Genomic DNA, 13,606 nt, shown 5'->3' on the forward strand with positions numbered 1-13,606 from the left:
TCCCTTGTTGTCATGGACGGTTTCCCTTTATTATCCGGTATCTTATTTTGTTGGCAACGTACATATCCTTGAAGACCGGACTTTTTCAGCCCCTTTCGCTGGCCATCGGCCTGCGTTATGCAGGCTCGAAGCGCAGCAATCGCTTCGTCTCATTTATCTCCCTGTTCTCTACCTTTGGCATCGCCATCGGGGTCGCCGCCCTGATGGTGGTCATTTCGGTGATGAACGGTTTCGAAGGGCAGCTCAAAGGGCGTATCCTCGGGGTGATCCCCCATGTGGTGGTGACCAATCAGGCTGGCCGTATTGATGCCAACCCGCAAGGCTTGCCTGATCTGGCCAAATTACCCCATGTGGTTGCCTCTGCCCCCATGCTCGACAGCGAAGGGATGCTGCAAAGCCCCGGCCAGCTGACCGGGGTGAGCGTGCAGGGGATTGACCCTGCGAAGTGGCCCAAGGATGACATCCTCCATAGCCAGATGTTGGGGGGGCGCCTCGATACCCTGCAGGCCGGTCACTACCGCATCGTGCTGGGGCAGGGGGTGGCACGCCGCCTCAATGTCTCCATTGGCGATCAGGTTCGCCTGATCCTGACCGAAGGGACCCGCTTCACCCCGTTTGGCCGGGTACCGGCCCAGCGCCTCTTTACCGTCTCCGGCATCTTCGGGGTCGGCGCCGATGTAGATAACCAGATTGCGCTGATCGCGCTTGGGGATGCCCAGCGACTGCTGCGTCTGCCGCCAGAAACCGTCGGTGGCATTCGCCTCTGGCTCGATGATCCCTTTGCCGCTGACGAGGTGATCAAGACGCCGTTGCCTGACGGATTGGTCTGGCAGGATTGGCGCCGCGAGCGGGGCGAGCTGTTCCAGGCGGTCGCCATGGAAAAACGGATGATGGGGCTGATGCTGGTGCTGATCATCGCCGTCGCTACCTTCAACATCCTCTCCGCGCTGGTGATGGTGGTAACGGACAAGGAGGGCGAAGTGGCCATCCTGCGCACCATGGGCATGAGTGAATCGGGGATCGTCAAAATCTTCATGGTGCTCGGCGCCTCCAGCGGGGTGATTGGCGCCCTGTTTGGCGGACTGGCGGGCCTTGCGCTCTCCCTGGGTCTCAACCCTCTGCTCAATGCGGTGGGGCTCAACCTCTATATGGCGGCGGGCGGCAGTGGCCTGCCGGTGATTGTCGAGCCGGCTCAGGTCATCACCATTTTGCTGGGTGCTGTGCTGCTGAGCTTCAGTGCCACCCTCTACCCGGCGGCCCGCGCCGCGCGGGTGAAACCGGCCGAGGCGCTGCGTTATGAGTAATGCCGTGAATAATGCATCTTCTGTTGTGACTGGTGCCCCCGTAGTTGCGGGTGCCAGCGTTGTTACCGAGGCAAGTGGAGCCCCTGTTATGAATGAAGCCGTATCCCGTGAACCTCTGCTGCGCTGCCAGGCGCTCAATCATGTCTATAAAGAGGGGGAGCTGGAGACTCAGGTGCTCAAGGGGATCGATCTCTGCGTCGCGCCCGGCGAAATGCTGGCGGTGGTGGGGAGCTCCGGCTCCGGCAAGACCACTCTGCTGCATCTGATGGGGGCCCTCGACAACCCCTCCAGCGGCGCCGTGCTGTTCAAGGGGGAGGATATCCACCATTGGGACAGCCGTACCCAGGCTCGCTTTCGCAACCGCGAGCTGGGCTTTGTCTACCAGTTCCACCACCTGCTCTCCGAGTTCAGTGCGCTGGAAAATGCTGCAATGCCGCTGCTGATCGCCGGTGAGTCGGTGGCGGTTGCCACCGAAAAGGCGACCAAAATGTTGGGTAGGGTAGGGCTCTCCCATCGCTTGAATCACCGTCCCTCCGAGCTCTCCGGTGGCGAACGTCAACGTGTGGCGATCGCCCGGGCGCTGGTCAACGAACCGAGTCTGGTGCTGGCGGATGAACCTACCGGCAATCTGGATCACGCCAGTGCCACCGCGGTGTACGAACTGCTGTGTGAACTGAATCGTGAACTGGGCACCGCCTTTGTGGTGGTGACTCACGACTTGAGCCTGGCGGCCAAGCTCCATCGCCGGGTGACCCTGGTGAGTGGCGTGATGGCGGAGGTTGCCTGATGTTCAAACCGCTGCCCCTCTTTCTGGGCCTGCGTTACAGCCGCTCCCGCCGTCGCAACGGGTTTATCGCCTTTATCTCAGCCTCTTCCCTGATCGGTATCGCCCTCGGGGTGATGGCGCTGATCTTGGGCCTCTCCGCCATGAACGGTTTCGAGCGGGAGCTCAAAGACAGGGTGCTCTCCGTGGTGCCACAAGGTGAGCTGGACGCCGTCGAGCGGCCGTTGCCGGATTGGCCCCGTCTGCGCGACTACCTGCTGGCTCAGCCGGGCGTTGAGGCGGCAGCGCCGGTCATTCGCCTCAATGGCCTGCTGGAGCACGGCTCCGCCCTCAAGGGGGTGCAACTGCGCGCGGTATTGCCGGAGCTGGAAGCCAATTTGTCGGATGCGGGCAAATACATGACGGGCCGCGGCCTGCGTGAGCTGCAACCGGGTGAGCGTGGGGTGATCCTTGGCAAGACCATTGCCGACAAACTGGGCGTCAAGGTGGGTGACACTCTTGGTTTGTTGTTGCCACAAGGGGGTGATCAGACCGGGATCAAGAATCCCCGGCGCGAAGCCCTGACCGTGGTGGGGCTGCTGGAGATCGGCGGTCAGCTCGACGGGTTGCTCGGCTTTATGCATCTGGCCGATGCGCAAGCGATCACTGGTATGGGCAGCGATGTGGAGGGCTTCAGCCTGCGGGTGAGCGACGTGCTCAAGGCGCAATCCATCACGGTAGCCGCCGCGCAGCAGTTCCCCCATCATGTTTACATCCGTAGCTGGATGAACAGCCAAGGCTACCTCTATCAGGACATCCAGATGGTGCGTACCGTCATGTATGTGGTGATGCTGATGGTGGTGGCTGTCGCCTGCTTCAACATCGTCTCCACCCTGGTGATGGCGGTGAACGAGAAGCGCAGCGAGATTGCCATCCTGAAGACCATGGGGGCGAGCCCCGGCCAGATCCGGCTTACCTTCGTCATTCAGGGGATGGTCAACGGCGTGGCCGGTGCCCTGCTCGGTGCCCTGCTGGGTGGGCTGCTTTCGAGCAAGCTGACCCAGATCCTGAGCGTTGTCGAAAAGCTCATCGGTCACCGCTTCCTCAATCCGGATATCTACTTTATCGACTTTTTGCCGACCGAGTTGCATATGCAGGATCTGCTCATCGTGACGGGCGCCGCCATCCTGATGAGCCTGGTGGCGACACTCTATCCCGCCTGGCGGGCGAGCGGTCTGGTACCGTCCCGCGAGCTGGGTCACTGATGCGTTGCATCTAATGCGCAATAAAGAACGAAGGGCCCGCCGGTGCAAACCGGCGTGCCCTTCTGTTTTTCAGGTCATGTAGACTGGCTTAGTGAGCGTTAAGCTCATCGAGTGGCAGGGAGAAGCTGGCCACGAAGGTGTCGATAAAGTAGCGCATCTCATCGCTCATCCGGGCTGCCAGCATGGCCTCGAGGCGCTTGCGAGCCGGTTCGAACTCCCGGTTGCCGGCGTTGATCTCCTCCAGACATTTGGTATAGGCGCAGAGGGTGTCGGCATCTTTCACCAGCCTGGCCAGCTCGTCATCCTGGGCTGCCGAATCGAGCAGGGGGCGAAAGTCCTCCACCAGTTCCGGCGGCAGCATGCCAAGCAGACGCTGCTCGGCGGCCAGTTCTATCTTCTTGTACTCGCGGGCAATTTCGGGGTTGAAGTATTTGACCGGGGTAGGCAGATCGCCGGTCAGCACCTCACTGCTGTCGTGGTAGAGGGCCATCACGGCGGCGCGGTCGGCATTCACGCTGCCGCCAAACAGCCGGTTTTTGATGATGCCGAGGGCATGGGCCACCATGGCGACCTGCAGGCTGTGTTCGGCAATGTTTTCCGGCTGGATGTTGCGCATCAGGGGCCAGCGGTAGATGAGTTTCATGCGGGCGAGATTGGCGAAAAAGTGGCTGGGTAACATGATGGCCTCAACAAAAGAGAATAAAAAAGGGCAGACCCTAGTCTGCCCTTTTTTTCGTTGCAGGGCAGCGTCTGCCCGCGCATTTCCCGTGTTTAGCGGATATAGCGGCCCGATTCCGCCTCCTGGTTGGTCACAATCATCTGGCCGATAGGAGCCAGGCTGATCAGCGCCAGCTTGAGGTGCTGGATACCGAACGGGATACCGATAATGGTTACGAAGCAGGCCAGCGCGGAAGCGATGTGGCCGATGGCCAGCCAGACGCCGATCAGCACGAACCAGAGGATGTTGCCAATCAGCCCCAGAGTGCCGGTGCCGATATCGCTCTGGCCGGTCATGGTTTTGCGATTGACGGCCTGCTTGCCAAACGGGAAGAAGGTAAAGGTGCCGATCACGAAGCAGGCACGTCCCCAGGGGATGCCGACCAGCGAGATAAAGCAGACAAGACCGGCCAGCCACCAGGCCAGGCCCATAAAGACACCTCCCAGTACAAACCAGAGCAGATTGAACAAGAAGCGGAAAAAGGCCATGTGAGTGACTCCAGATCATCAATTTGGTTGCCACCATAACGAGGGAGGGGTAGGGACGCAATGGTTGATTGGCCCAATCGCCATTTGGCTGGTCAAATTGAGTCGCCGCCCGCAACGGTGGGCTGTTTTTCGGCGAAAGATGGGCAATAAAGCGGCGTTCGGATGAAAAAAGGTGAACAAACGCAAAATTATTGCCATCGGATAGTTGAAGTCGGGCTCCTCTCTCCCCATATAAAGGGCAGTTTTGCACGAATTGTGCTTGCACGCCGCTCAATGTGGGGGATGTGTGGCTCGACTCGACCAAAGTGCGCCGCTATAATGCCGCGTCATATTTTCTCATCACAAAGACATATCGTTGTCTTTATAAACAGGAAGACTCCGGGCTTTGCCCAGGGGCAATAAAGGGTCAGCACACAGTGCTGAGTTGAACGAGGTAGAAGAATGCAAGTTTCTGTAGAGACAACCCAGGGTCTGGAACGCCGTCTTACCATCACTGTACCGGCCGCTACCGTAGACGCCGCTGTGCGTAAAGAATTGAATGGCCTGGCCAAAACTCGTCGCATCGACGGTTTCCGTCCTGGCAAGGCTCCGGTTGCCATCATCAAGAAGATGTTCGGCGCCATGGCTCACGCCCGCGTTGCTGATGAAATGATGCAGAGCAACTTCATCAAAGCCATCATCGAAAACAAACTGAGCCCGGCCGGTGCCCCGACCATGGATCCGAAAGAGATCAAAGAAGGTCAGGATTTTGAATTCACCGCCACTTTCGAAGTGTATCCGGAGTTCGAAGTTGCAGGTCTCGAGACCATCAAGGTCGAGAAGCCGGTTGCTACCGTGAAGGATGAAGATCTGGCCAACATGATCGACACCCTGCGCAAGCAGCACGCTACTTGGGCTGATGCCGATGTTGCCGCTGCCAATGGCATGCGTGTGACCATGGACTTCGTCGGTTCCATCGACGGTGAAGAGTTCGACGGCGGCAAAGCTGAAGGCTTCAACCTGGTGCTGGGCGCTGGCCGTATGATCCCGGGCTTCGAAGACGCCATCCTGGGCAAGAAAGCTGGCGACGAGTTCACCATCGAAGTGACCTTCCCGGCTGACTACCACGCTGAAAACCTGAAAGGCAAAGAAGCCAAGTTCGCTTCCAAGCTGATCAAGGTTGAAGAGCAGATCCTGCCTGAGCTGACCGAAGAGTTCGTGAAGCGTTTCGGTATCGAAAGCGGTTCTGTTGAAGAGCTGAAAGCCGAAGTGCGCAAGAACATGGAGCGCGAACTGGCTCAAGCCCTGAAAAACAGCGTGAAAGAGCAGGTTCTGAACGGTCTGGTTGAAGCCAACCAAATCGACCTGCCGAAAGCAGCTGTTGCTCAAGAGATCGACGCACTGCGTCAGCAGGCTCTGCAGCGCTTCGGTGGCTTCCAGGGCGGCAACGCTCCCGAGCTGCCGGCTGAACTGTTCCAGGCTCAAGCCGAGCGTCGTGTACGCGTAGGCCTGCTGCTGGGTGACGTGATCCGTACCAACGAGATCAAGGCTGACGATGCTCGTGTAAACAGCATCATCGAGTCCATGGCGACTGCCTACGAAGATCCGAAGGAAGTGATCGAGTACTACCAGAAGAACGAACAGATGCTGAACGGCGTTCGTAACCTGGCAGTAGAAGATCAAGCCATCGACCTGATCCTGTCCAAAGCGCAAGTGACCGAGAAAGAAGTTGCCTTTGACGAAGTGATCAACAAGTCTGGCGCCGCTGCCTAAGAACATTTGACTTAAGGTCAAGACTGTTAAGTATAATGGCTCGTGTGATCTCCACTCGGGCCATTTTATTTTAGGGACAATGCCTTATGTACAAGAACTATAACGATATGACCGATTCTCCCAGCAATGCGCTGGTCCCCATCGTGGTCGAACAGACTGCCAAGGGTGAACGTTCCTACGATATTTACTCCCGTCTGCTGAAAGAGCGGGTGATCTTCCTGACTGGTCAGGTTGAAGATCACATGGCCAATCTGGTGGTTGCCCAGTTGCTGTTCCTCGAGTCCGAGAATCCGGACAAGGACATCTATATCTACATCAACTCGCCGGGTGGTTCGGTGACTGCAGGCATGTCCATCTATGACACCATGCAGTTCATCAAGCCGGATGTCAGCACCGTCTGCATGGGGCAGGCCTGCTCCATGGGGGCCTTCCTGCTGGCTGGCGGTGCCAAGGGCAAGCGTTTCTGCCTGCCTAACGCCCGTGTGATGATCCACCAGCCGCTGGGTGGCTTCCAGGGTCAGGCATCTGATATCCAGATCCACGCCCAGGAGATCCTGAAGATCAAAAATACCCTGAACGAGCGCCTGGCGTTCCACACCGGTCAGGACATGGCTACCATCGAGCGTGACACCGATCGTGACAACTTCATGTCCGCCGAGCAGGCCGTGGCCTATGGTCTGGTAGACGGTGTCCTGAGCCAGCGTAGCTGAGCAGGGTGTCCCGGTCTGTTGTAAACTCAACAGGCCGATCCATCCTCTATTGATAAAACGAGGTTGCTGAATGACAGAGAAACGCAAGGGTGAGGGTGATAAGCTGCTCTACTGCTCTTTTTGCGGCAAAAGCCAGCATGAAGTGCGCAAGCTGATCGCTGGCCCTTCCGTCTACATATGTGATGAGTGCGTCGAGCTGTGCAACGACATCATCCGCGAAGAGATCCGCGAGATCTCTCCCAAACGCGATGGTAACGAGCTGCCAACCCCTCATCAGATCCGCGCTCATCTCGATGACTATGTGATCGGGCAGGAGTATGCCAAGAAGGTGTTGGCCGTTGCCGTCTACAACCACTACAAGCGTCTGCGCAACAGCGGCGAAAACAGTGGTGTGGAGCTCGGCAAATCCAACATCCTGCTGATTGGCCCGACCGGTAGCGGTAAAACCCTGCTGGCCGAGACTCTGGCTCGTCTGCTGGATGTGCCGTTCACCATGGCCGATGCGACCACCCTGACCGAAGCCGGTTATGTGGGCGAGGACGTGGAGAACATCATCCAGAAGCTGCTGCAAAAGTGTGACTACGACGTAGAGAAGGCCCAGCGTGGCATCGTCTACATCGACGAGATCGACAAGATTTCCCGCAAGTCGGACAACCCCTCCATCACCCGCGATGTCTCTGGGGAAGGGGTACAGCAGGCACTGCTCAAGCTGATCGAAGGGACCATCGCTTCCGTGCCGCCGCAAGGTGGTCGCAAGCATCCGCAGCAGGAGTTCTTGCAGGTTGATACCTCCAAGATCCTCTTCATCTGTGGCGGTGCCTTTGCCGGTCTGGACAAGGTGATCGAGCAGCGTTCCGTGAAGGGAACCGGTATCGGTTTTGGCGCCGAGGTGAAATCTAAGGATGCCAAGGCCACCCTGAGCGAGACCTTCGCCAAGGTGGAGCCGGAAGATCTGATCAAGTATGGTCTGATCCCCGAGTTCATCGGCCGTCTGCCGGTGGTCGCGACCCTGACCGAGCTGGATGAGTCTGCGCTTATCCAGATCCTGAAAGAGCCGAAAAACGCGCTGACCAAACAGTACGCTGCGTTGTTCGACCTGGAAGGGGTCGAGCTGGAGTTCCGTGACGACGCACTCAACGCCATTGCTCGCAAGGCGATGGAGCGTAAAACCGGTGCTCGTGGTCTGCGTTCCATCGTAGAAGCCGTGCTGCTGGATACCATGTATGACCTGCCTTCTCTGGAAGGGGTCAGCAAGGTGGTGATCGACGAGACCGTGATCAAAGGGGACTCCGCGCCCTTGATGATTTACGAAAATCCCGAAACCCAGGCTGCTGCATCAGAGTAAATGTCTGATTTTTAATCGAATGGAAGGGGCTTTTTGCCCCTTTCATGCTTTTTACGGTTTCGGCGATTGAATCTCATCTCAGCGCCCCCATATACTCAGCCAAGCGCTTTGCCAACGGTATAACAAGCCGAGAGGACATATATGAACCTAGAGCGTTCAGAACGCATCGAGATTCCCGTCCTGCCTCTTCGTGACGTGGTGGTTTATCCCCACATGGTCATTCCACTCTTTGTGGGGCGGGAAAAATCCATTCGCTGTCTGGAAGCGGCCATGGAGCAGGACAAGAAAGTTCTGCTGGTGGCCCAGAAGGATGCGTCAACCGATGAGCCAACGGTGGAGGAGATCTTCACCGTCGGGACAGTGGCCAATATTCTGCAGATGCTCAAGCTGCCGGATGGCACCGTCAAGGTGCTGGTAGAGGGGGGACAGCGTGCCCGCCTGGAGCGGATGATCGACGACAAGGATTTCTTTGTCTGCGAGGCCCAGTACATCCCCTCCCAAGCCATTGAGGAGAAGGATCAGGAAGTGCTGGTTCGCTCCGCCATCGGCCAGTTTGAAGGCTATATCAAGCTCAACAAGAAGATCCCGCCCGAGGTACTGACCTCGATCTCGGCGATCGACGATGCTGCGCGTCTGGCTGACACCATGGCGGCCCACATGCCGCTCAAGCTGGAAGACAAGCAGAAGGTGCTGGAGATCGTCTCGGTTTCCGAGCGCATCGAATTCCTGATGGCGATGATGGAGTCGGAAATTGACCTGCTGCAGGTCGAGAAGCGCATCCGTACTCGCGTCAAGAAGCAGATGGAAAAGAGCCAGCGCGAGTATTACCTCAACGAGCAGATGAAGGCCATCCAGAAAGAGCTGGGTGAGCTGGAAGATAGCCCGGATGAGTTTGAAGCCCTCAATCGCAAGATTGAAGAGGCTGGCATGCCGGAAGATGCCCGTGAAAAGGCCCAGGCCGAGCTTGCCAAGCTGAAGATGATGTCTCCCATGTCCGCCGAGGCTACCGTGGTGCGCAGCTATGTGGACTGGATGGTACAGGTGCCGTGGAAGGCGCGATCCAAGGTCAAGAAAGACCTTGGCAAGGCGCAAGAGGTGCTGGATGCCGATCACTATGGCCTTGAGAAGGTCAAGGATCGCATCCTCGAATATCTGGCGGTGCAGGCGCGCGTCAATAAGCTCAAGGGCCCCATCCTCTGTTTGGTTGGCCCTCCCGGTGTGGGCAAGACCTCGCTGGGCCAATCCATCGCCAAGGCGACGGGCCGCAAATATGTGCGTATGGCTCTCGGTGGGGTGCGTGACGAAGCGGAGATCCGCGGTCACCGCCGTACCTATATCGGTTCCATGCCCGGCAAGCTCATCCAGAAGATGGCGAAAGTCGGCGTGAAGAACCCGCTGTTCCTGCTCGACGAGATCGACAAGATGAGCTCGGACATGCGCGGCGATCCCGCATCCGCCTTGCTGGAAGTGCTGGATCCGGAACAGAACAACAGCTTCAACGATCACTATCTGGAAGTGGATTATGACCTGTCGGACGTCATGTTCGTGGCTACCTCCAACTCCATGAACATCCCGGGTCCGTTGCTGGACCGGATGGAAGTGATCCGTCTCTCCGGTTACACCGAAGATGAGAAGCTCAACATTGCCAAGCAGCATCTGGTTGCCAAGCAGATCCAGCGTAACGGCCTGAAAGAGTCCGAGATCACCATCGAAGATTCTGCCCTGGTCGGAGTGATCCGTTACTACACCCGCGAGGCGGGGGTGCGGAGTCTGGAGCGCGAGATCTCCAAGATTTGTCGCAAGGCGGTCAAGCGCATCCTGCTGGACAAGAGCATCAAGCATGTTCAGGTCAATCAGGAGAACCTCAAGGAGTTCCTCGGGGTGCAGCGTTTCGATTACGGCAAGGCCACCGACCAGAATCAAGTGGGTCAGGTGTGTGGTCTGGCGTGGACCGAAGTGGGGGGCGATCTGCTCACCATCGAGACCACCAACATGCCGGGCAAGGGCAAGCTCACTTATACCGGTTCTCTCGGTGATGTGATGCAGGAGTCCATCCAGGCGGCCATGACCGTCGTGCGTGCCCGTGCCGAGAAGCTGCGCATCAACGCCGACTTCTACGAGAAGCGCGATATCCACGTGCACGTACCGGAAGGTGCAACCCCGAAAGATGGTCCGAGCGCCGGTATCGCCATGTGTACTGCCCTGGTCTCCAGCTTGACCGGTAATCCGGTTCGTGCTGATGTGGCGATGACAGGGGAGATCACCTTGCGCGGCGAAGTGCTGCCCATCGGTGGTCTCAAGGAGAAGTTGCTGGCAGCCCACCGTGGCGGCATCAAGCGAGTGCTTATTCCGAAAGAGAACGAGCGTGACCTTGAGGAGATCCCGGCAAACGTCAAACAAGACCTTGAAATTTATCCGGTTCGCTGGATTGACGAGGTGCTGGAATTGGCGTTGCAGGACAATCCACAGGGGTTTGAGCGCGTTTCTGTCGTGTAAATGTTGATGCGCCGCAAATTTGGCGCATTCGGCGGGTGGTTAAGGCTTGCATGCGCCCGATAACGGAAGTAGCCTTGACCACCGATCGGGTACTCGTGATGAGTCGCAATGCGTTGTGTGGCGCGGGTTTGCGCCAGATTGTCACTTGCAACTGATCAGGAGGCTTGCTATAAAACCTCCACTTGTTGTGGCCAGGGAAATCAGCGCCGCAGCGGTGTTTGATAAAAGGGGAATATAAGAGTGAATAAATCTCAACTGATTGACAAGATTGCAGACGGTGCCGATATCTCCAAAGCTGCCGCTGGCCGTGCGTTGGATGCCTTCATTGATGCTGTTGGTGAAGCGCTGAAAGAGGGTGACCAGGTTGCTCTGGTTGGTTTCGGTACTTTCGCTGTACGCGAGCGTGCTGCCCGTTCAGGCCGTAACCCGCAGACTGGCGCGACCATCGAAATCGCTGCTGGTAAAGTTCCTGCCTTCAAAGCCGGTAAGGCCCTGAAAGACGCTGTTAACTAAGTCGGTCGCTGATATCCGTCGGCTACCGTCCTTGGTCGCAGACCAGACAAGTTAGAGAGTCTTCTCTCATACTGATTGACCAAGGCGCATCGCAATCGGTGCGCCTTTTTATTGTTTACGCCCATCGAGTTCGGGAGCATAAGTACAAACATGATGTTGGATAAACTACGCGAAGGGGCGCAGGGCAAGGTAGCCAAGGTTATCTTGGGCCTGATCATCCTCTCCTTTGCCTTGGCTGGTGTAGGTAGTTACCTGAACGGCCCGGCCCGTACCGCCCCCGCCACCGTCAATGGCACCGAGATCAGTGCTGCGGCACTGGAAAATGCCTATCGTAACGAGCGCGCCCGCATGGAATCCCAGATGGGAGAGGCATTCAGCCAGTTGGCCGCGAACCCCGATTACATGAAACAGTTCCGCCGTGGCGTACTGGATCGCCTGATCGATCAGGCGCTGCTGGACAGCAAGGCCCGTGAACTGGGTCTGCGTATCAGTGACGAACAGATCAAGCAAGCCATCGTGGCCATGCCGGACTTTGCCGAGAACGGCAAGTTCAACAATGACCGCTATCTGCAGCTGATCCGTCGTGCCGGCATGACTCCCGAAATGTTCCGTGACTCCCTGCGTCAGGACATGGTGCGTCAACAGTTGATGAGCGCCCTGCTGGGCACCGAGTTCTCCCTCAAGGGTGAAGCGGAGCAGCTCGACAAGCTCTACAACCAGACTCGCGATCTGCGTCTGGTGCGTCTGGCTGCCGCCAACTACATGGCTGATGTTCAGGTCTCCGACAACGAGCTGGAGCAGTACTACAAGACCAATGGCGCCCGTTTCATGAACGATGAGCAGGTCAAGGTCGACTATCTGCTGCTGGACGCCGCCAACCTCGCCAAGGATATCAAGGTCACCGAGCAGGATGCCCAGGATTACTACGATCAGCACCAGGATCTGTTCCAGCGTGCCGAGCGTCGCCATGTGGCTCATATCCTGATCCCGTTTGGCAAGGATGAGAAAGCGGCCGAGCAGAAAGCAGAAGCCGTGCTGGCCAAAGCCAAGGCGGGTGATGATTTCGCTGCGCTGGCCAAGGCTGACTCTTCCGATACCTTCTCTGCCAAAAAAGGCGGCGAGCTGGACTGGTTCGAGAAAGGGGTGATGGATCCGGCCTTCGAGAAAGCCGCGTTCGCCCTGAACAAGGCTGGCGATCTCTCCGGCGTGGTGAAGAGCCCGTTCGGTTTCCACATTATCAAGCTGCTGGGGGTTGAAGCAGCCCAGACCAAGCCGTTTGCCGATGTGAAAGAAGAGACTATCACTCGTCTGCAAGCTGACAAGGCCAAGGAGAAATTCTTCGCCGAGCAGCAGAAGATGGCTGACAACAGCTTCGAAAACCCGGACTCGCTGGATCTGACCGCTGATGCCATGGGGATGAAGGTTCAATCTTCCGATTTCTTCACCCAGGCGACTGCTCCGGCTCCGCTGAACGATCCCAAGGTGCTCTCCGTGGCGTTCTCCGAACAGCTGCGCGATGACAACACCAACTCCGACGTGATCGAGCTGGCTGACGGCAAGGCGCTGGTGCTGCACATCACTGGTCACAAGCCCAAAGCGGTCAAGCCGCTGGCTGAGGTGAAAGAGCAGGTGATTGCCGCCATCAAGCATGACAAGGCCAGTGAAGTGGCCCGTGGCAAGGCCCAGGGCCTGCTGGACAAGCTGAAAGTCGGTGAGAGCATCACCGCCGATCTGACTGCACTGGGTCTGAAAGTGGAGACCCACAAAGGGGTTGCCCGCTTCGATCGCGAGCTGGATCAGAACCTGATTGCCCAGGCGTTCACGCTGCCCCATCCGATCGACGGCAAGCCGAGCGTGGCTCTGGTTGCCGAGACCAATGGTGACCGCGTTGTGGTTGCGCTGGACAAGGTCAACGTCCCTGCCGCCGCATCCGGCATGGCCGCCATGCTGCAAGCTCAGCTGGGTCAGGGCAAAGCCCAGGTGGATTACAAGTCTCTGATCGACGAGTTGCGTAAAGCGGCCAAGATCGAGTACTTCACCAGCGTGGAAGCGACCGTCGAGTAATCGTCAGTTCAATTCAGTGAAAACGGCTCCTTGATGGAGCCGTTTTTTTATCTGTGGGCGAGGGGAATAATCAAGCCCAGCTCCCAGTGATCGCTGCGCAGCCGTAAGCCATATCAGTCGCCATAAACATGAGATATAAAAAAACCGGCACATAAGTGCCGGTTTCTCATTGCTAGCTTGTGCTGCGC

11 protein-coding genes are annotated in these 13,606 nt (G+C 57.7%); 9 read left to right on the forward strand and 2 right to left on the reverse strand.

Features of this window, described 5'->3' with window-relative positions:
• Positions 1–68: 68 nt before the first annotated feature.
• From AB5Z02_RS10285 to lolE, 3 genes are all read left to right on the forward strand, one after another.
• Positions 69–1,304 carry a lipoprotein-releasing ABC transporter permease subunit gene (locus tag AB5Z02_RS10285; RefSeq protein WP_323969720.1) on the forward strand — a complete coding sequence of 412 codons (1,236 nt, stop codon included), beginning with the start codon at positions 69–71 and terminating at the stop codon, positions 1,302–1,304.
• Positions 1,305–1,392: 88 nt separating this feature from the next.
• The gene (gene lolD, locus AB5Z02_RS10290) at positions 1,393–2,091 is read left to right on the forward strand and encodes a lipoprotein-releasing ABC transporter ATP-binding protein LolD (RefSeq protein WP_005336988.1); all 699 of its coding nucleotides are present in this window, start codon (positions 1,393–1,395) and stop codon (positions 2,089–2,091) included.
• A complete protein-coding gene (gene lolE, locus AB5Z02_RS10295; RefSeq protein ID WP_005360064.1) occupies positions 2,091–3,332 on the forward strand; it encodes a lipoprotein-releasing ABC transporter permease subunit LolE in 1,242 nt (413 codons plus the stop codon). The genes lolD and lolE overlap by 1 nt, the downstream gene beginning before the upstream one ends.
• A gap of 88 nt (positions 3,333–3,420) precedes the next feature.
• On the opposite strand, the gene yfbR is transcribed toward lolE, so the two are convergent.
• The gene (yfbR, locus tag AB5Z02_RS10300) at positions 3,421–4,011 is read right to left on the reverse strand and encodes a 5'-deoxynucleotidase (protein WP_047436789.1); all 591 of its coding nucleotides are present in this window, start codon (positions 4,009–4,011) and stop codon (positions 3,421–3,423) included.
• 92 nt (positions 4,012–4,103) lie between these two features.
• The gene (locus tag AB5Z02_RS10305; RefSeq protein WP_005336982.1) at positions 4,104–4,538 is read right to left on the reverse strand and encodes a YccF domain-containing protein; all 435 of its coding nucleotides are present in this window, start codon (positions 4,536–4,538) and stop codon (positions 4,104–4,106) included.
• 441 nt (positions 4,539–4,979) lie between these two features.
• Here AB5Z02_RS10305 and tig point away from each other — a divergent pair, with 441 nt between their 5' ends.
• From tig to ppiD, 6 genes are all read left to right on the forward strand, one after another.
• Positions 4,980–6,290: a trigger factor gene (tig, locus tag AB5Z02_RS10310; RefSeq protein WP_005345092.1), complete on the forward strand. Its 1,311-nt coding sequence runs from the start codon at positions 4,980–4,982 to the stop codon at positions 6,288–6,290.
• 86 nt (positions 6,291–6,376) lie between these two features.
• Entirely contained in the window at positions 6,377–7,000 is a 624-nt protein-coding gene (gene clpP, locus AB5Z02_RS10315; protein WP_005336979.1) for an ATP-dependent Clp endopeptidase proteolytic subunit ClpP, read from the forward strand.
• A gap of 70 nt (positions 7,001–7,070) precedes the next feature.
• The gene (clpX, locus tag AB5Z02_RS10320; RefSeq protein ID WP_005336977.1) at positions 7,071–8,345 is read left to right on the forward strand and encodes an ATP-dependent protease ATP-binding subunit ClpX; all 1,275 of its coding nucleotides are present in this window, start codon (positions 7,071–7,073) and stop codon (positions 8,343–8,345) included.
• A gap of 141 nt (positions 8,346–8,486) precedes the next feature.
• Positions 8,487–10,841, forward strand: coding sequence for an endopeptidase La (lon, locus tag AB5Z02_RS10325; RefSeq protein ID WP_005336976.1), 2,355 nt, complete (start codon positions 8,487–8,489; stop codon positions 10,839–10,841).
• A gap of 240 nt (positions 10,842–11,081) precedes the next feature.
• The gene (hupB, locus tag AB5Z02_RS10330; RefSeq protein WP_005315375.1) at positions 11,082–11,354 is read left to right on the forward strand and encodes a nucleoid-associated protein HU-beta; all 273 of its coding nucleotides are present in this window, start codon (positions 11,082–11,084) and stop codon (positions 11,352–11,354) included.
• A gap of 150 nt (positions 11,355–11,504) precedes the next feature.
• Positions 11,505–13,418, forward strand: coding sequence for a peptidylprolyl isomerase (ppiD, locus tag AB5Z02_RS10335; protein WP_368215943.1), 1,914 nt, complete (start codon positions 11,505–11,507; stop codon positions 13,416–13,418).
• The last annotated feature ends 188 nt before the right edge of the window (positions 13,419–13,606 follow it).

This window comes from Aeromonas sp. R2-3 (assembly GCF_040908375.1).
GTDB classification, from domain to species: Bacteria; Pseudomonadota; Gammaproteobacteria; order Enterobacterales; family Aeromonadaceae; genus Aeromonas; species Aeromonas veronii.

Bases quoted from the DNA above. Each gene is read 5' to 3' on its own strand.
- lolD (WP_005336988.1), top strand. From the start codon at position 1,393: ATGAATGAAGCCGTATCCCGTGAACCTCTGCTGCGCTGCCAGGCGCTC.
- lolE (WP_005360064.1), top strand. From the start codon at position 2,091: ATGTTCAAACCGCTGCCCCTCTTTCTGGGCCTGCGTTACAGCCGCTCC.
- yfbR (WP_047436789.1), bottom strand. From the start codon at position 4,011: ATGTTACCCAGCCACTTTTTCGCCAATCTCGCCCGCATGAAACTCATC.
- AB5Z02_RS10305 (WP_005336982.1), bottom strand. From the start codon at position 4,538: ATGGCCTTTTTCCGCTTCTTGTTCAATCTGCTCTGGTTTGTACTGGGA.
- tig (WP_005345092.1), top strand. From the start codon at position 4,980: ATGCAAGTTTCTGTAGAGACAACCCAGGGTCTGGAACGCCGTCTTACC.
- clpP (WP_005336979.1), top strand. From the start codon at position 6,377: ATGTACAAGAACTATAACGATATGACCGATTCTCCCAGCAATGCGCTG.
- clpX (WP_005336977.1), top strand. From the start codon at position 7,071: ATGACAGAGAAACGCAAGGGTGAGGGTGATAAGCTGCTCTACTGCTCT.
- lon (WP_005336976.1), top strand. From the start codon at position 8,487: ATGAACCTAGAGCGTTCAGAACGCATCGAGATTCCCGTCCTGCCTCTT.
- ppiD (WP_368215943.1), top strand. From the start codon at position 11,505: ATGATGTTGGATAAACTACGCGAAGGGGCGCAGGGCAAGGTAGCCAAG.